This window comes from Fictibacillus sp. NPDC058756 (assembly GCF_042746035.1).
Lineage (GTDB): Bacteria > Bacillota > Bacilli > Bacillales > Fictibacillaceae > Fictibacillus.
Window position 1 is genome coordinate 381,325 of record NZ_JBHYPU010000001.1, and the last position, 17,696, is coordinate 399,020.

18 protein-coding genes are annotated in these 17,696 nt (G+C 40.7%); 11 read left to right on the forward strand and 7 right to left on the reverse strand.

Features of this window, described 5'->3' with window-relative positions:
- Nucleotides 1-38 precede the first annotated feature (38 nt).
- Nucleotides 39-1,412 carry an ankyrin repeat domain-containing protein gene (locus tag ACFW35_RS01935; RefSeq protein ID WP_379843373.1) on the forward strand — a complete coding sequence of 458 codons (1,374 nt, stop codon included), beginning with the start codon at nucleotides 39-41 and terminating at the stop codon, nucleotides 1,410-1,412.
- Between the two features lie 232 nt (nucleotides 1,413-1,644).
- Here ACFW35_RS01935 and ACFW35_RS01940 read toward each other — a convergent pair whose 3' ends face one another.
- The gene (locus ACFW35_RS01940; protein ID WP_379843375.1) at nucleotides 1,645-3,408 is read right to left on the reverse strand and encodes a hypothetical protein; all 1,764 of its coding nucleotides are present in this window, start codon (nucleotides 3,406-3,408) and stop codon (nucleotides 1,645-1,647) included.
- A 212-nt stretch (nucleotides 3,409-3,620) separates the two neighbouring features.
- Here ACFW35_RS01940 and ACFW35_RS01945 point away from each other — a divergent pair, with 212 nt between their 5' ends.
- Both ACFW35_RS01945 and ACFW35_RS01950 read left to right on the forward strand, forming a co-directional pair.
- On the forward strand, nucleotides 3,621-4,040 hold the full coding sequence (locus ACFW35_RS01945) for a hypothetical protein (protein ID WP_379843377.1): 420 nt from the start codon (nucleotides 3,621-3,623) through the stop codon (nucleotides 4,038-4,040).
- Between the two features lie 145 nt (nucleotides 4,041-4,185).
- Nucleotides 4,186-4,944, forward strand: coding sequence for a TrmB family transcriptional regulator (locus ACFW35_RS01950; protein WP_379843379.1), 759 nt, complete (start codon nucleotides 4,186-4,188; stop codon nucleotides 4,942-4,944).
- A 269-nt stretch (nucleotides 4,945-5,213) separates the two neighbouring features.
- Here the strand turns inward: ACFW35_RS01950 and deoD are convergent, their stop codons facing one another.
- Both deoD and ACFW35_RS01960 read right to left on the reverse strand, forming a co-directional pair.
- Nucleotides 5,214-5,924 carry a purine-nucleoside phosphorylase gene (deoD, locus tag ACFW35_RS01955; protein ID WP_379843380.1) on the reverse strand — a complete coding sequence of 237 codons (711 nt, stop codon included), beginning with the start codon at nucleotides 5,922-5,924 and terminating at the stop codon, nucleotides 5,214-5,216.
- A 93-nt stretch (nucleotides 5,925-6,017) separates the two neighbouring features.
- Nucleotides 6,018-7,187: an MFS transporter gene (locus tag ACFW35_RS01960; RefSeq protein WP_379843382.1), complete on the reverse strand. Its 1,170-nt coding sequence runs from the start codon at nucleotides 7,185-7,187 to the stop codon at nucleotides 6,018-6,020.
- A gap of 101 nt (nucleotides 7,188-7,288) precedes the next feature.
- On the opposite strand from ACFW35_RS01960, the gene ACFW35_RS01965 reads away from it, so the two are divergent.
- The 6 genes from ACFW35_RS01965 to ACFW35_RS01990 all read left to right on the forward strand — a co-directional run bounded on the left by ACFW35_RS01965 (nucleotide 7,289) and on the right by ACFW35_RS01990 (nucleotide 12,268).
- The gene (locus tag ACFW35_RS01965; RefSeq protein ID WP_379843383.1) at nucleotides 7,289-7,711 is read left to right on the forward strand and encodes a hypothetical protein; all 423 of its coding nucleotides are present in this window, start codon (nucleotides 7,289-7,291) and stop codon (nucleotides 7,709-7,711) included.
- Between the two features lie 53 nt (nucleotides 7,712-7,764).
- A complete protein-coding gene (locus tag ACFW35_RS01970) occupies nucleotides 7,765-8,538 on the forward strand; it encodes a hypothetical protein (RefSeq protein ID WP_379843385.1) in 774 nt (257 codons plus the stop codon).
- A 292-nt stretch (nucleotides 8,539-8,830) separates the two neighbouring features.
- Nucleotides 8,831-9,664, forward strand: a complete 834-nt coding sequence (locus ACFW35_RS01975) for an electron transfer flavoprotein subunit beta/FixA family protein (protein WP_379843386.1) — start codon at nucleotides 8,831-8,833, stop codon at nucleotides 9,662-9,664.
- Nucleotides 9,661-10,686, forward strand: a complete 1,026-nt coding sequence (locus ACFW35_RS01980) for an electron transfer flavoprotein subunit alpha/FixB family protein (RefSeq protein WP_379843388.1) — start codon at nucleotides 9,661-9,663, stop codon at nucleotides 10,684-10,686. Before ACFW35_RS01975 ends, ACFW35_RS01980 begins: the two co-directional genes overlap by 4 nt.
- Entirely contained in the window at nucleotides 10,679-11,974 is a 1,296-nt protein-coding gene (locus ACFW35_RS01985; protein ID WP_379843389.1) for an FAD-dependent oxidoreductase, read from the forward strand. The genes ACFW35_RS01980 and ACFW35_RS01985 overlap by 8 nt, the downstream gene beginning before the upstream one ends.
- On the forward strand, nucleotides 11,975-12,268 hold the full coding sequence (locus ACFW35_RS01990) for a ferredoxin family protein (protein ID WP_066293375.1): 294 nt from the start codon (nucleotides 11,975-11,977) through the stop codon (nucleotides 12,266-12,268).
- Between the two features lie 321 nt (nucleotides 12,269-12,589).
- Here the strand turns inward: ACFW35_RS01990 and ACFW35_RS01995 are convergent, their stop codons facing one another.
- Entirely contained in the window at nucleotides 12,590-13,858 is a 1,269-nt protein-coding gene (locus ACFW35_RS01995) for a helix-turn-helix domain-containing protein (protein ID WP_379843391.1), read from the reverse strand.
- Between the two features lie 225 nt (nucleotides 13,859-14,083).
- On the opposite strand from ACFW35_RS01995, the gene ACFW35_RS02000 reads away from it, so the two are divergent.
- Complete coding sequence (locus ACFW35_RS02000; RefSeq protein WP_379843393.1) at nucleotides 14,084-14,245, forward strand: hypothetical protein; 162 nt, start codon at nucleotides 14,084-14,086, stop codon at nucleotides 14,243-14,245.
- Between the two features lie 122 nt (nucleotides 14,246-14,367).
- Nucleotides 14,368-14,907 carry a DUF3221 domain-containing protein gene (locus ACFW35_RS02005; protein WP_379843395.1) on the forward strand — a complete coding sequence of 180 codons (540 nt, stop codon included), beginning with the start codon at nucleotides 14,368-14,370 and terminating at the stop codon, nucleotides 14,905-14,907.
- A gap of 223 nt (nucleotides 14,908-15,130) precedes the next feature.
- Here the strand turns inward: ACFW35_RS02005 and ACFW35_RS02010 are convergent, their stop codons facing one another.
- From ACFW35_RS02010 to eat, 3 genes are all read right to left on the reverse strand, one after another.
- A complete protein-coding gene (locus ACFW35_RS02010; protein ID WP_379843397.1) occupies nucleotides 15,131-15,460 on the reverse strand; it encodes a hypothetical protein in 330 nt (109 codons plus the stop codon).
- A 161-nt stretch (nucleotides 15,461-15,621) separates the two neighbouring features.
- Entirely contained in the window at nucleotides 15,622-16,017 is a 396-nt protein-coding gene (locus ACFW35_RS02015) for a hypothetical protein (RefSeq protein ID WP_379843398.1), read from the reverse strand.
- A 135-nt stretch (nucleotides 16,018-16,152) separates the two neighbouring features.
- On the reverse strand, nucleotides 16,153-17,586 hold the full coding sequence (gene eat, locus ACFW35_RS02020) for an ethanolamine permease (RefSeq protein WP_379843400.1): 1,434 nt from the start codon (nucleotides 17,584-17,586) through the stop codon (nucleotides 16,153-16,155).
- Nucleotides 17,587-17,696 lie beyond the last annotated feature (110 nt).

Below are 17,696 nucleotides of genomic sequence, written 5' to 3' on the forward strand. Positions count from 1 at the left end.
GAAACTATCATTCTATTAACAGGTGAAGGTGAGTCAATATGAGTACAAAGAAAGGTAAAAAGATAAAAAAGATAAAAAAGGATGTTTACGAAACTAAAAACGTTCACTTTAAATTTCTTATTTTTACTGATATCAAGCATGTTAATGGAGTCATTATTGATGCAGACCGTGCCAGGGTGAATGGGATTAAACAGTTGTTTAAAGACTTTGCATACGAAGAAGTAATGGCGATTTTGCCAATGAATAAAAACTTTCTACAAGAAACAGTAGTTAGAAGTAAAAGATACATTCAAGTTTTACAGAATGTAAGTAGGAAGAATATCTGTACTTCTGGAATGGAAAAAGTGAGAAAAGACACTGAAGATAGCCATAAAATTGTGATCCCCATAAAACCAGTTGTTAGTGAAGAAAATCCGGTTCAGCTGCTGAAGGAAATTTGGGAAAAATCGTATAAAGAAGGTTATCTGGACGCACTGTCCATTATTTATAAATCCAATAAGGTCTCTGAGAAGTGTCAAAGAAAAGCATTGTTTTATGCAGCGAAAACTGGCGACTTTTTGTTAATAGATACTCTCTTAAACCTCGGGATATCGATTCATACCCAGGATTTGAAGGGGAATACCGCTTTGTTTATGGCGGTTAAGCATGGAAAATTCAATATGATGCTTTACTTGCTTAGAGCAGGAGCGAAACTTGAACATGTAAATCTAAATAACGAGAATGTGATTATTCAAGGGATAAAAAGCTGCCGGAAAATCGAAATCATTCGTTATCTCCTGGATAGAGGCCTGGATGTTAATCACATTGATCAAGACGGAATGAATGCCTTGATGTGTGCGATCACTAGTAGTGAGGCGCAAAAGAGCAATGAATGGATGAACATTGTTCGGAGTTTGATTGATGCAAAGATTGATTTAAACCATAAGGATCAGCTCGGAAAAACAGCACTTATGCATGCCTGCAGCCACTACAATGAAAACAATAGTGAGGAACTTATAAAACTATTAATAGAAAGAGGGGCAGATCCAGCCATTAAAGATCTTGATGGCAGGACAGCTCGTTCCTATGCGAGAGATCTCAATCATTCAAAAATGATGTACCTGTTGCAGCAAAATAGCCCGCTCACGATACCTTTTTTAGATGTACAAGAGTCAAATATGGCAACAGCAAGCAAAGTAAACTATGAAAAAGACTCATTTCTTAGCAGGAATGGCTATAACACAATGAAAAGCAGTGCGGAACGGTGGAGAATATTAAATAAAAAAGTCTTTCCAAACCACTCCAAGCAATCCACCATTAACTTTATGGCGACTATGATTAAAAGATACAAGAGGCAAAGAGGCGGTGCTAAAAAGTATGAAAATGCGATTCGGACTTATGAGATGGATATTGAAAGAATTTTAAAAGAATAATTAGGAGTTAACATTTTTATATGATAAAAAAATACATTTATCCTTCACTTGAAACTGAGAGAATGTACCTGAAAATATCAACACTCTCAGGTAAAGAGAACATTTTTCTGCATTTTTCTATCAAATTGATGGAAAAGTTAGGCTTTACACGGGACGTAGAGCTTAGAGATAACTTAATCTATTATTGTTTAAAAAGAGATAAAAGACCGAAATAAATCGGTCTTTTATCATCTTATCTAATTGTATTTTTTTGTTGAAGCAAATTTCGTAATAGCTTATACGTATCGCCACTTCCATTTTCATACACTGCATACTCATTCACTGGCTGTACCACAACATTATCTAAAGTGAGTGTCTCGTTGTATGGCGTCTTCGCTGTTAATGTAATGGTGTGCTTTCCAGCTGCTAAGTAGTTCACTCTGTTTAAGTTTACTAGAGTAAGGTACTTGTTTGCAGCCGAAACATCAGTTGAACGTACTTTACGTCCATCAATCTTTAAATCTACTTTTAGCTCGCCACCTAATGCTGGTGCTTTTTCAAGTGCAGCGTAGATGAGGTACAAGCCCTTTTTATCAATGTTTACTTCCTTTTGGGTCGTGTCTCTGTTGTTTAATTTTACAATTTTGTTGCTGAAAAGGGCATCGCCCGTCCAAGCGCTTTCCGGTGTTTCAATGACTGGGTTGCCACTTTTTGCAGTGAATGCTTCAGCTTCATGGATGGTTGATGTAAGTCGTTCTTTTGTTTTTACGTTGAACATATTCATGGCTTCAGGTAACTGTTGAATGGCTTGGACCGACATCAGAGCTTCAATTGTTGATTCGGCGCCTGAGTTCATGTTCACTTTTCCAGTTACTCCGTTTAACCCGTCATAGCCTCGGCCTGTATCGGAATCGTACATCTGAAAGTTTGCATCATTGTTGCCTGTGTACCAGGAGGCAGCTATACCTGCATATTGTGCATACTTTTTCTCGTTGGTTGCGTGGTAAAGTTCAGTGAAAGCTTGCGTCAGCATGTTTACTCCGTATGCGATTTGTTCGTCCTTTGTTGGGGTTGGTGCCATCTCTTTGATCATACCTCTTACGAGAATGTGAGTAAACAGCTGATCGGCTTCTTGCTTGGCTGATTCGATCCACTCTTTTTTGTTTAGTAGATTGCCAGCTTTTGCTAGGGCCATGGATTGTCCGCTGCCCCAAGCGTGCCATAGGGTTGGGGATCCGTCCCAGTCGAGGTGAGCCCCGAACGGATATTTCGTATAAGAACCAAATTGATACTCCGATAATCCTTTTCCGAGCTTTAACATCGAATCTTTTACTATCGGATTTTTTTCTGCTTCATAAAATTCTGAGAGACCAAGTAAAGCATTGGACATCGCGTCAAAGCCGCCGATCCATGCAGAAACTTTGTAGCCATTAATGATGTTGTACTCTCCGTATTTTTCGTTCACTTTCTTTTGTAAAGCATTGTTCGCTAGTAAGAAGCTTTCTTTTAGTTCTTTTGCATAAGCAGGATCCGTTTTGGAAAATAATTTATAGCCATGGCCGATCGACCACATTGCTCTCGCCGCCCACCAGTCAAAAGACTTCTTGCTAGTCGGACCGTCAGTATTAATAGAATAGTCGTCAAAAATAAAGTTATAAAATTCTCCGTCATCCGCTTGCATGTACATGACAAAGTTTAGTGCTTTCTTAGCTTTTTCTAGGGATGCATTATCCTTTGTTTGTTCGTAATGGTTCAAGTAAACGACAGCTGCCCGCGCCACATCATCCACGCAAGCAATCCCTTCATCTGCATCATCCACCCATTCGTAATCCGGATACTCAGAATAGATGTGTGTAATCAGCATCTCTTTACCGTCAATCGTGACCTCTTCATTTAAAAAATCTAAGTGATCGAGGTTAACTAAAGAGGATTGTGTTTCGGATGCCTCTGACTGAGTTGGAAACACAATTGAAACCATAAAAATGAATGCTAGTACAATCTGAAAATACTTCTGCATCTTTTTCCCCTTTCATGTAAGCGTTTTAATTACATTATTGCATGACGAATTATTTTATCAAGTTACAAATGAGTTTTGTCATGAAGTTGGTTACATGTGCCTAAAGAAAAATGTCTTAACTAAAACAAAAGTAATAGATGAATAGTTATTGACCACAGTAAGCAATAAAAGGAAAATATAAATAATAATAGTACACAAAAGAGGTTAGCATCATGTCTATGGATACTTTAGATAAGGTTTTTACTTATTTTCTATTTCTTTTGACGGCACTTCCGTTTATCATGTTTATACAATTTAAATGGAAAAAAAGAGAACGTTATTATTACGTCTTATTATCTTATTCTTCTCTTATTATTTTTACATTTACAGTACCAGTGCTTTTATTAATCTTTGAAATTGAAGTTTGGGAGCCGCTTCATAAACCTTACTGGATTTTCAGTACATTAATCCTTCCGTTAATCGTAATTGTGATGCATACTTATTTTGTGATTTTAGTGAAGAGGGATATGTTTATTGTTAAACTAGAAAAAATTGAAAGGCTTGAGAAGATAATATTTAAAGACCCAAGACCAATAGCTGCAATCTTTTGGCTGGCATGTGTATGGAAGTATGCTGAAAAATATTTTAATTAACAGTTTTCGTTTTAAAAGCTTGTCCTAGTTGCTTTAAGATAGAGGAGGGCAATCACGAAATAACAGAAGAAGAATTGAATGGATACATAACCGGTAAGAATGAGAGATGCAACTATTTTTTATAGAAGTTATTTTAGGAGGAACCATGCTACAAAAATTCGGTTTTTCACAATATGAGAGTCAGGTGTTCGAAGTCCTTGCGTCTAGTGAGGAACCGATGGACGCTACGAACATCGTTAAATATTCAGGTGTACCGAAATCAAAGATATACGAAGTGCTCACGCGCATGATTGAAAAAGGGATGGTGCTGGATTCGGTTTCGGAAAAAAAGAAGCTGTATACCGCACTTCCGCTGTCCATCGTGATCGAGAAGTTGACGACTGAATTTCAGGAAAACGTTGAGCGGTTAAAAACAAGCACTTCAAAAAGAAAGTTCTATGATGAACACGTATGGAGTTTGAAAGTGGATTCTTCGATTCGAGCACAGACGAAGCAGATTCTCCAAGCGGCAGAGAAATCAATTAAGGTTTCCGCTTGGCAGGATGATGTTCGTGATTACTTGCCGATCCTTGAGGAAAAAGAAAAGCAGGGAATTGATGTGGAAGTCCTTGTGGTCGGAGAGTTGGAGTCTTCGCTAAAGAACGTACATACACTTATTCCAGCACAGGAACACCACTCGCTGGAACGCTTTCGGTTGGTGGTTGTCGATGAGGAAGAAGTTATTTTTGCCGGGGTGGAAAATCAAAGCTGGCAGGCGTTGAAAACAAAATCCAGACCGTTCATTAAAGTGTTCATCGAGTTCTTTTATCATGATGTGGCTTTGGCGAAGATCAATGAGAAGCACTCTGATCTGTTGATGAATGATGAAGAAATAAGAAGTGTTCTGATGAAATTGAGATACTAAGTTAAGAGGGATTGAACTAAGAGGATACTTTAGTTCATTCCTTTTTTGTTATATAGATTTCCTATGAACCAAATCCAAGAGTCTATGAACCGAAGTGTCAGGTCTATGAGTCAAAATAGTGACTCTATGGGTCGAAATGAAACTTCTATGAACCAATCATAATTCTATGAGCCAAAACAAAGGGTCTATGAGTCAAACGGGCCTTCCTATGAGTCAAACCCGAGGAAATAAAAAGAGCATAACTGAAAACAGTCATGCCCTTTACATTATTATTGTTCTGAACTCACTACTTCCAACGCCATCTCAATCATATCGTTGAACGTCGTTTGGCGTTCTTCTGCTGAAGTTTCCTCACCAGTAAAGATGTGATCACTTACTGTTAAGATTGAAAGTGCGTTCACTCCGTATTTCGCTGCGATTGAGTAAAGTGCTGTTGTTTCCATTTCTACAGCTAGTACGCCGTTTTCTGCCAGCTTTTTCACGATATCCATGCTGTCACGGTAGAACAAGTCAGCTGTTAATACGTTACCAGCTTTGATCTTTAAGCCTTTGGCAGTTCCAGCTTCATACGCTTTTTTCAATAGGTCGAAGTTTGCGCATGGTGCAAAGTCGATGCCAGGGAACGCTAAGTGGTTCATTCGAGAATCTGTAGAAGCTGTCATTGCTAAAATTACGTCACGAACTTTTACGTCTTGCTGGATCGCACCGCAAGTTCCAACGCGAATCAAGTTTTTCACGCCATATTCACGAATCAGTTCGTTTGCGTAGATTCCGATTGAAGGAATCCCCATGCCTGTCCCTTGAACAGATACGCGTTTTCCTTTGTAAGTTCCTGTGAATCCAAGCATTCCGCGAACTTCGTTGTAACATGTTACATCTTCTAGAAATGTTTCTGCGATATATTTTGCACGAAGCGGGTCTCCCGGTAATAGAATGCTTTCTGCAATTTCACCTTGTTTTGCACCAATATGAATACTCATTTGTCCACCATTACAACCAGTCATTGACAGCTGTAACGGCTTCACCTCCTCAGAATTTTTTATCTCTCATAATCATGCCATAGTTTTGCGAGACTAGCTAATGGTATGGGCAGCTCTCTCAGAACGCTCTTTTTTTGTCATGGAAAGAACGGCTGCACCTAATGCCAGTATGACCAAAAATCCGCCAACTGTTGCATTCATCTCTACAGATGTCTGTTCGATCACGATTCCGCCGATCATGGACCCGAAAGCAATGCCGAAGTGAAGCGCCGAGTTGTTTAGACTTTGCTGAATATCGGATGTCTCAGGAGCTGATTCGATCAGATAGCTTTGCATGGCAGGTGTAATCGCCCAGCTGAGCATGCTCCAGATGATCATGACCACTAAAAATAACGGAAACGCAAAAGTTGTATATGGAATCATAAAGATTGAGATGCCAAAAATTATTGTAACAACTAATATAGTAGGTTTCGTACCGAAACGGTCAGCGAGCATGCCGCCGAAACCGCCGCCAAATACCGCTGCAACACCGAATATCAAGTATACAATACTTACCCATGTTCCATTAAGCCCAAGCGTCATTTTTAGAAAAGGCGTTAAGTAACCGTATAACGTAAGATGGCCGGCCAGTAACAGGAATGATGTAAGTTGAGCAAACAATACGGTTCGGTCTTTTAGCGTGCGCAGTTGCTGTTTGATTGGGATAGCCGGTTTTGGTTCGAGGCGTCCCATAAAGAAATACACGCCAAGTATAGATAACACGGTTAGCCCAGTGATCAAGATAAATGGTGCACGCCAGCCGAATGCATTTCCGAGCATTAACCCAATTGGGATGCCGAGCACAAGTGAAGCACTGATTCCCATGAAGACAACGCCGATCGCGCGAGCACGGTATTTTTCTTCAACTATATTTGATGCGATTGTCACACATAAAACCACCAAAAGTGAGCTGCTTGCTGCAGATAAAATACGAGCAATTAATAACATCGAATAAGTAGGACTCAAGATCGCAAGTATGTTTCCTAATAAAAATACAACCAAAGAGATTAGAGTCAGACGCTTTCTCTCTATTTTAGCTGTCATCGTTAATAAAATTGGCGCCGCAATCGCAAAAACGAGTGAGAAAATCGTGATCAGGAATCCAGCTTTTCCGAGACTCACCCCAAGATCCTCTGTCACTAAGTCTAGAATACCGCCTATAATCAATTCGACCATTCCGACAACAAACGAAACGATCGTTAATAAGTAAACACGTTTATTCACGTTTATCTACCTTCTTTCAAAAAGTAACCACTGTAATGGTAACTTATTTATAAAAAGGTATCAATACAAAATTGGAGCTAAAAAATAGAAGGATTTTCTAAATGACCATCTTTTCGGGAATAAAAGTAAGTCATATAATGAGAGTAGAAGAGAAAAAGGGGACGAGAGAAAGCATGACAGATATTTTATGGATAATTTACTTAGGTGTTTTGGGAGCTTTTGCAATTGGTTATTTTATTAAAGGCGGTTATAAATCGAATTCGGCGAAATTAGATTTTATAATCTCGATCATCACATGGATTGGCCTTTTTGGATATGTAACAAATAATGATCTTTTAAATCCGTTGGTTTGGAAGATTGTATTTATCGGTGGTCTTATTTGGGATTTCATGTATGGTATTAAGAAGTTTAAAGAGGAAACGAATGATGAGATACCAAAAGCAGCACAGCCGGTTGTTTTTGGGTTAACAGCCTTGATCATGATTGGTCCGTTATATTATGGGCTGTATCAATATGCGTTCTAACAACAGTGTTAATGATTGAAATAAACACAAAGCTTGTTTAGGGGAGAAATAGTATGAGTAATGATCGAATACTTCGCAAGTTATTAGCAACGATATTTTCTGCCCTATTGTTTTCAGGTTTTATGGCGATAGGGTCATCGGCTATGGGGAATCCTGGTATTAACTATTTATTCTTTTCTGGTATCTTTTTTGTATATGCAGGAGCCATCATCTTAATCTACGGAAGTGTTGTTTCACATCTCTTAGAATGGATGTTCTATCGCTTTTTTCGACCATCTAAAATGGCTTCAGTATGCTATATACTTCTTCACGGAGTTTTCGGTTCACTAATCGGTCTACTTGATTTAGACTACTCTATTGCGATAATGGGATTTATTGCTGCCCTTTTTTATGGGTTGATCGACTTTTGGATAAAATTTCGTCAAACCCAAGGGCGAACGTTAAAACCGATAACTTTTCTCTTCGTTTTATTTCTTATCCCTTCGATAGTCTTAGGCTTTTTTAGCGATACAATCGATCCTTTTACAGAAGAAGAAGCTCTGGATTTTGTCGTAACCTTACCTGAATATAGTAGCTTCCCGAATAAGTCAGGAAGATTGGAGTTAACGATCCATGGGTTTCATGTTGTGCGGGAAACCAACGTTAAAAAAAGGGATGACGGGACGTATCACATCACATTAAAAGAAACAGGAACTAGAGGTGAGGAAAAAACCAACTGGGAGGTTACTTACCGTGTAGAGCGTGGAGCAAGTTGGTTAGAGAAGGGTGACCCGAGCATACGGCCTCATTATTCGAAAGAAGGAGCAGGGTTTTATGAAGTTCGTTGAGATTGTTAAACATAGTTTAAGGGTGTGTTACACACTTTATTAGAATAAGGAAATAAAAACGGTCAGACAGTAGTCTGGTCGTTTTTTTGATGTATTTGCATATCTAATTCGGGTGTGTTTCCAAAGCCCTTACAATTAAAATTCACAGCTTTACGAGAGATTCATTAGGATAATGAACCTTTCTTTTTTATTTTTCCCGTCATGTATCGGATAAGCCCTCCATATAGTAGTAGTAATCATTATAATAGTGGCTTCTACAAAAAGACTGGCCAGTGATTAGAGGAGGGATCGAATGCTTCATATTGTGGCTTGCATTAAGCAGGTTCCGGATACGAAGATCATCAAGATGAACCCGAAGACGAATACGATGGACCGGGCGAGCGCGCCTGCCATCTTGAATCCTTACGATGCGCACGCGGTGGAAGAAGCGGTGCGTTTGAAAAAGAGATACGGCGGGACGGTTTCAGTGTTGACGATGGGACCGCCGCCAGCTGTAAAAGCAATCAAAAAGTGCATCGAGATCGGTGCAGATGAAGGTTACATGATTTCTGACCGTGCTTTTGCTGGGGCTGATACTTTAGCAACAAGCTATGCGCTCACTAAAGCAATCGAAAAGATTTCAAAGATCAAACCGGTTGACTTAATCATCTGCGGGAAGATGACAATCGACGGTGATACCGGACAAGTTGGACCAGGGATCGCTCGCCGTTTAGACATGCCTCCTCTGACCTCGGTCAATAAGGTAAAAGAAATCAATGTGGAAGAAGGTTATGCGGTCGTTCATCGGAAACTCGAAGACGGATATGAAGTGATTCAATCTAAGATGCCGTGTTTGATGTCGGTTGAAAAAGAAATCAATGAAGTACCGTATTCCTCAATGACGAACATGCTGAAAGCTGCCAGGTACAAACCTATTATTTGGGCGGTTGCGGATCTGGAGGATGTGGAGAGAACGCAGCTCGGATTGAAAGGATCGCCAACGATTGTTTCGAAAGTTTGGGCACCAACAAAACCAAGTGGCGGAGAGATGCTGGAAGGCGATGCGGCACAGCAAACGGAGCAGCTTTTAAATCTTTTGCTAGAGAAAAGAGAACTTTTTACGGTGAAGGGAGGGGACGGAAGTTGAGTTTCGAAGACTATCATGGCATTTGGGTTTTTATTGAGGTGAAGGACGGAGAGGTTGTACCCGTATCTCTGGAATTGTTGGGTGCTGGGAAAGAGCTTGCGGACAAACGCGGGACTGAGCTTGCTGGTGTTTTGATCGGAGAAAACGTGACACATCTAGCAGACTCTCTTTTTGAATATGGGGCGGACACTGTTTACGTGTATGACGACGCTATTTTCAAAGATTACCGGACGGAGTCGTACATGAAAGCTTTGCTAGAGTGCTGTCAAAAATACAAGCCGGAAGTGATTTTGTATGGGGCGACGTCGACGGGTAAGGACTTGGCGAGCGCGGTCGCGACAGACCTTCCGACGGGGCTCACGGCCGACTCTACCATTTTGGACATTGAAGAAGATACAGGCTTATTGCTTGCGAGCCGTCCGGCGTTTGGCGGGAACATCATGGCTACGATTCTTTGTAAAAAGTACCGGCCGCAAATGGCGACGGTCCGGCCGAAAGTGATGAAGGCTCTTACGCCAAAACCGGGCCGAACAGGTAAGTTAGTAGAAGAGACGGCTTCTCTTAAGGAAGAGGATATCCGTACAAAGGTACTTGAGATCGTTCGCCACACAACTCAAAAAGTAAAAATTGATGAAGCAGATATTATCGTCGCTGGAGGAAAAGGGTTAGGCAGTCCGAATGGTTTTCAGCTTGTTCATCAGTTGGCGGAGACGCTAGGAGGAGCGGTTGGCGGGAGCCGTGATGTAGTAGAAGCGGGTTGGATCGAACACCACCATCAGGTCGGACAGACAGGTGTTACGGTTACTCCTAAAATCTATTTCGCAATCGGGATTTCTGGCGCTATTCAGCATATTGTCGGGATGCAGAATTCTGGTCTTATTATCGCTATCAACAACGATCCGGAAGCTCCAATTTTTCAATCCAGCCACTACGGAATAGTAGGCGATGCCTTTGAAATTGTGCCACTTTTAATCGAACAATTTAAACAAGCGTTTAACAGAGAGGCGGTCGACCATGTCTGAAAAATTTGATGTTATCGTTGTCGGGGCAGGTCCTGCCGGCATTTCCTGCGCTTACGAACTGGCGAAAGCAGGAGTAAATGTGTTGCTGATTGAACGCGGTGAATACCCAGGTTCGAAAAACGTGATGGGCGGCGTTCTTTACCGCAAAATGATGGAAGATGTTATACCTGAGTTTTGGAAAGAAGCACCGCTTGAGCGGCCCATCGTGGAACAGCGGTTCATGATGATGGATAAGGAATCGGCGATCACCGTCGGCTACAAAGGAATGGAATGGGGACAAGAGCCTTACAACAACTTTACCGTGCTACGGGCGAAGTTTGATCAGTGGTTTGCGGGGAAAGCGGTTGAACAGGGGGCTTTGCTGGTAAACGAAACCGTAGTATTGGAGTGTATTGTTGAGGATGGAAAAGTAGTCGGCGTGCGGACTGACCGTCCTGATGGAGATCTTTATGCGGATGTTGTGGTATTGGCTGATGGTGTTAACTCGCTTTTAGCAAAATCACTCGGTTTCCATAAAGAATTCCGGCCTGATGAAGTCGCACTGGCGACAATGGAAATTATTAAACTGGATAAAAAGACGATTGAGGATCGTTTTAACTTAGAAGAGAATCAGGGTACGACGATCGAGCTTTTTGGTGACGCGACAAAGGGGATTCTCGGCACCGGATTTTTATATACGAACAAAGACACGCTGAGCCTTGGTGTCGGTTCACTTCTATCTGGGCTGATTAAGCATAAGATTAAACCGTATGAACTTTTAGAATATGTGAAGAACCACCCGATGATTCGTCCTTACATCGCTGGCGGGGAGCCGGTTGAGTACTTGGCTCACATGATTCCTGAAGGCGGGTATAAATCGATGCCTAAAGTAGCTGGAAACGGGGTTCTCGTTGTTGGGGATGCGGCTCAGCTCGTGAACGCAATCCACCGGGAAGGCTCGAATCTGGCGATGAAATCGGGTCAGTTTGCGGCAGAAGCGGTGCTGCTCGCTAAAGAGCGCGAAGATTATTCAGAGGCTACCCTCAACCATTACAAAACAAGGCTGATGAGCAGCTTCGTCGGTCAGGATATGAAGAAGTACAAGGATTCTACACATCATTTTGATAAGTTCCCGCAGTACTTTGAAAAGTACATTCCGATGGCGAACAAGGCGATGAGCCAGATGTTTACGGTCGATGGCACGTCGAAATGGGATAAACAGAAGAAGATTTGGCGTGATGTGGGGACGGCTGGAGAGAAACTGAAACTAGCTCGTGATGCATACCGGGCGTGGAAGGTGATGAAGTAGATGAGCGAAAAGAAGTGTCAGACTATCGAAGAAAAGCAGTACCTCGTTCGTTTTAACGCAGACACGAAATCACATCTCACCGTTATGGATGCCGATGTTTGTTTGAACCATTGTCCGGATAAAATTTGTACGATCTTTTGTCCTGCAGAGGTGTATAAGTGGGAAGAAATCCGGATGCACGTGGGATATGAAGGCTGCCATGAATGCGGAAGCTGCCGCATCGGCTGCCCGCACCAGAATATCAAGTGGGAATACCCAAAGGGTGGGCATGGGATTGTGTTTCGTTTAGGTTAGGTGCAAATGTTCATCAGAGAAGCTGATTCATAAGGGAAAGTGAGACCTCATGGAGTCAGGCTTCTCTTTTTTTGATGATGAACGTAATATGCAATCAGAATTCCTTTAAAAAAGCTTTTGGTTACCGCGTGGAACTAATAGGTTCCTGCGTGAAACTCATGCTTTCCTGTGTGAAAAGGAGTAGATCCTGCGTGGTAGTGACTTCCCTGTGCGTGGAACTGAGTGTTTTTTGCGTGAACGTGTAACAGATAAAAGAACACGTACCGTAAAAGGCATCTTCCCATATAAAAAGAACAACTAAAATAATTTTAGCTGCCCTTCTTATAGGTATGTAACCCCAACTTGATGCATATTTTTCAGTGCTTCAAATGCCAAGAAATAATAATGACTCGCTTGTTTGTACTTCTGCTGATTCTCAAAGTATTTTCCGAGAATCGGATAATAATCGGCAAGGTGCACCCATTCGTTTCTTTGCTCGAAGTAAGGAATCAGTTCGCTGATCATAAAATCAGTATTTATTTCACCGAATTTAAACAGGTGTTTAAAATAGAGAAAATGTAGTTCATATCCGCGGTTCAGCGGGTCGGCTTGAACTTGTTCCAGCCAAGAATCAATGAGTTCTAACCCTTTTTCAGGCTGGTTTGTTTTATTGTATTCTTTTACAAGAGCATGTATGGTCATTATTTTTGCGGATAAAGGCTCTTTTTCTTTTGCGTTCATGCTTTGAGAAAAGAGTTCGATCGCTTTTTCTGCGTCCCCTTTATGGGTCGCGATACTGCCTAAATTATGATAAATAATGCCCTTTAATACTTCATCATCAAATGTATTTGCAATGGTTTCGGCGAGTAATAATTGGTTAGAAGATTCATCAATATTTTTAAAGCGAAGATTGATGATCGCCAGTACGATTCTGCAATCGGCACATCTTTTAAAGAAGTAATTTTTTTCGAAGATCTTTAAAGCTTCCTTTATGTATTCTAAAGCTGCTATATTCTTATACAGGTGATTCGCCGTGACACCGATCACATAAAACAAATATCCTTTTTCCCATTCTTGAAAACGATTTTCCTCTAACTGCTTTTCGGCTTTTAAAAAGTATTGGAAAGCATCTTCAAAATCATTCAAATAAAAGCTGAGCTGGCCCCTGGCTAATAAATAATAAAAAGCTTTTTCTCCATTCATTACACCGTCTAAGTAAGCAACTTCATCTAGTAAAAGCTGAACTTCTTGTATTGCATCCTTTGCCAACAGCAGATAGATACTCTTAAATATTTTGTGCAATATTTCTTCATCAATTGATTGAGAATGTGTGGCTGTTAAAGTTTGAAACTTCTGTTCTGCAATTTCATAATCTCTCTGATAAAGAGAAAAAAAGAGTTCTACATAGTTTCGAATCATCGTATCTTCATTCATAGAATCTAATCTTATTTCTAGCCGAGCGGCTAAATGCTGCTGGATTTCATGTGAAGGCTGTGTCACACCATTTTCAATTTTGCTTAAATAGGGAATGGAACAGATCCCGGCCGCCAGTTCTTGTTGGGATAATTTTTTGACTTTTCGAAAGTACCGAATCTTTTCGCCAAGATGCATTTTTTTTACCCCCGCCGTTTTTCTTTGATTTTAACACTTAATATAATAGGAAAATACCTTTCTCAAGCTGTTTAGTAATTAATAAGGAAAGTGAAATGATTTAAGTTGGGAAACAATGCTCATTTTCACAAGATTAGAACCCTATTTTCCGCAATGTTTCCCAATTTTCATAGGTCCTCTTTTAGGTATAATTATCTATGACAAATAACAGCTAAGGTGATAAGCATGCATATTGAAAAAGGGAATATCGTTACATATCAGGATGAACCTTATATCATCGTCCACGTTTATACGTCAGATTATATAGAAATCAGAAGAGTAGGTGAACGGTTTATTTCACGTGTTATTTTGGTACACAAGTCGGAAGTGACCGATCAAAGTGAGTAATTTCAAATACATAAAGGCTGGAAAAAGGTAGAGAATTATATCTAAATCTCCGAAAACAGACTAACTAAACAGTGAAACAAAGGTCTCTTGTACTTCGTCTAATCAAGAAAGGGGGGATTTCCATGGTTAAAAAAATGATTTATTTATTTTTTACTAGCTTATTAATACTTGTTACAGCGTGCTCCAATAATGAAACAAATACTGCTGTATCAAAAGATAAGCCCCAAGAAGACCCTGGCTTCGTTGGTTATGTAACAAGCAGGGATGAAAAGGGGCGAGCCTTGGTTATCTCGACGAACAAGAGGAATCTAGGGCAAAAAGATAAAGAATTTTACTCAGCCATTTATTTCTCAGATGTTCCCGCCATTATTAAGGTTGGTCAAAAAGTTAGCGTGGAAATTGATGGGTTAGTATTAGAGTCAATGCCTGGCCAAAGTTCTGCAAAAAGTGTAAAAGTTCTTCCTGCTACAGTTAAAAATAAAACCAAGCTTAAAGAATATGAAGCAGTTGCAAAAGCGATGGATAAGCTGGACAAGAATTTTCAAGTCATAAAAAAAGTAGAATATGATGAAAAAACAAAAGAGTGGCAGGTGGTTGTTCTAACACCAGCAGGTGAATGGGAATTTGATGAACAAACGGTTGTTATAAAAGACGATCAATAGGATATTCTCATAACCTGGTTCATTTAATCTCCTCTTTCTAATTTGGTAAAATATAACTTAAGTACAGATGAAAAATGAAAAAAAGACATAATAAAAATGAACTGGCTCTTATCCACTTCATGGGCTGTTGTTCTATGTAATAATGAGGGCTTATGTACACTATTTCACAATCTAGGGTAAAAAGAAAAGCGAGGGTAAAACTGGTGATCTATTTTCTGTGTGGTTATTCGAGGGTATTCAGCTGATCTTCGCGTGCTTTTTGGCTCAGTTCGTTTGAAAAGTTGATGGCGTCGTGAATGGATGAAAAGTGCTGTGATGAGTAGTACGGTGACTTGTAGCAATTTACTTTTTTTGAATCAGATGGGTAGATGAGAACCTTCCACTGATAAATATCTGGTTGCTTTTCACTGCCTTCCATCGCGATGAGCCAGTGTGTGGACCATTCGTGCGAAGTGTTTTCTCCAGATTTCTGCAAAAGAGCTGCTCGATCATTCTCTCCGATAAGAATGAGCCCCTTCTGGTAAAACTCCCTCATGTTCGGATATCCGCTCATATGATCTCTCCCTTCAAAACATGATTTGTCCATTTCTTTCGGTAATGGCTTAACCATATTTCATGTATTAACTCATTGTATGCAGGGAGAAGGGGGAAGATGAATAATTTAAAGCGGAATTTATATAAAAAGCCAGTTGCTGAACTGACTCTTTAACTTAGCTACTCATATAAATATTCACTAATATATTCGTTTAATTCTTCTGTTATTCCCTCATAGGTTTCATCAAGCAGTTCGCCTGTGATTTTGCTTCCAGGGAGTTTTTTTACAGTGGGAATTCCTAAAAAAGTCCGTTCGCAATTCCATATTTTAATAATGTGTATATCGATCGGTTCACCGGTGTCATCAGCTATTCCCAATGATATAGCCGAACTGTATCCAGGCTTGAAAGAATCGTCGCCTTCTTGGTCAAATGAGGCATCTAAATTTAAATTCTTTTTCGCAAATAAAGGCTTATACTGAATCATTAATCTTTCAAGCAGGTTTTTAAACTCTGATTCTCTCTTCTTAATTTCTTCTCTTAAAGCAGCAGAAAAATCCTTTTGATAATATTTCACTTGTTATCACTTCTTTACTAATAAGATAAATTAAAAATTCGACAAGTATTTTTAAAAACCTTTTATTAAACAAGTGTTTAATAAAGTACAAAAAAATCCAGATACTGATTGGATTTCAGCATCTGGAAGAATAAATTACATACCAACTTTAACATCCTTTTTTATCATCTCATCATGCTGTTCTTCATCAGCCTCAAGCTCATCAAACACTCCGAACTCTTCTTCAATCGGAAGGAGCTTGTGTCGTCCGACCACAAAATAATAAGCAGTTGCGGCTCCATAAATGAAAAGGAGTACGCCGAGCAGAGGTACATTAACTCCAAAAAGAGGGAGTGATTGATTAAACACGCTGTAATAGATCACACAGAATAGTGAAATAACCCCAAGAACAATCGCCACTCCTGGAACAAGCGGGTATGAAACTTTGAATGGACGGTGCAGGTTGGGTTCTTTTTTTCTTAAGATAAAAAGGGAAACCAAACTTAAGCAATACATCATCGCAGCACCAAATACCGCTAGGATAATGAGCTGATTGGCAAATGTGGCGTTTGCTGCTGCAATGACACCGATTCCGCCCGGGAGGAGAAGTCCCCAAGTTGGAATTTGACGCTTTGATAATCTTGATAAAAATTTTGGCAGGTACCCGGCGCGAGACAAAGCGAACGTCTGGCGGGAGTAGCCGATAATGATTCCGTGAAGGCTTGCAATTAACCCGGCGAGTCCAATAACGGCAACTAACTTTGGAAGGAAATGACCTTCACCGTAAACTGAAGCGAGTGCCTGTGGAAGCGGGTTATCCGCAGGCTGTCCAACACCGCCGCCCAAACCGGCTGTGATGAAGAGCGTTCCGATTGTACAGATTGCAAGTGTCAAGATACCAGCGATGAAGCCTTTTGGGATATCCTTTTTTGGATTCCGCACTTCCTCAGCTGCCATCGCACCGCCTTCAACCGCGAGATAGAACCAGATCGCAAAGGGAATGGCCATCCACATACCTGTCCAACCGTTCGGAAGGGCATTTTCGTTAAAAATGTAGTCCAGCTGTACGTGTGTGGATCCGGCTGCAAAATAAATGGCGAGTCCGATAAGAGCGATGATTGTAGCGACTAGCTCGATAAGTGCAGCACCTTTTACACCAATCATGTTGATCAAGATGAAGAAGACAAACACAGCAACTGTCGCATAAACCGGGTTGATCGCCGGGATTAGAAAATTGATGTACGCCCCCGTCGCAACGGCAATGGCTGGCGGGGCGAACACGAACTCGATTAGAACCGAGATCCCCGTCATAAAACCGGCATATGGTCCCATCGCACGCCTGGCATAAGCGGAAGGTCCGCCGGCGTGGGGGATGGAGGTCGAGAGCTCTGAGTAACTAAAGATAAAAGCAGTGTAGAAAATCGTGATGAAAATGGCGGCGCCCATTAAGCCGAGCGTTCCGCCTTGTTCGAACCCGTAGTTCCAGCCGAAGTACTGACCTGATATAACCATACCGACGGCGATTGCCCATAGATGAATGGGTTTTAACGCTTTTTGAAGACCTTGCTTATCGTGATTTACTTCCCCCAATCTAAACACTCCTTTCGAATTTTGAAGATTCTTAGGTTTTGTTTCATGTTTGGTTGTCTGGGTGTTGTCGTTCTTCTAGACTTGCGGATATCTGATGAAAACTCGCGGGA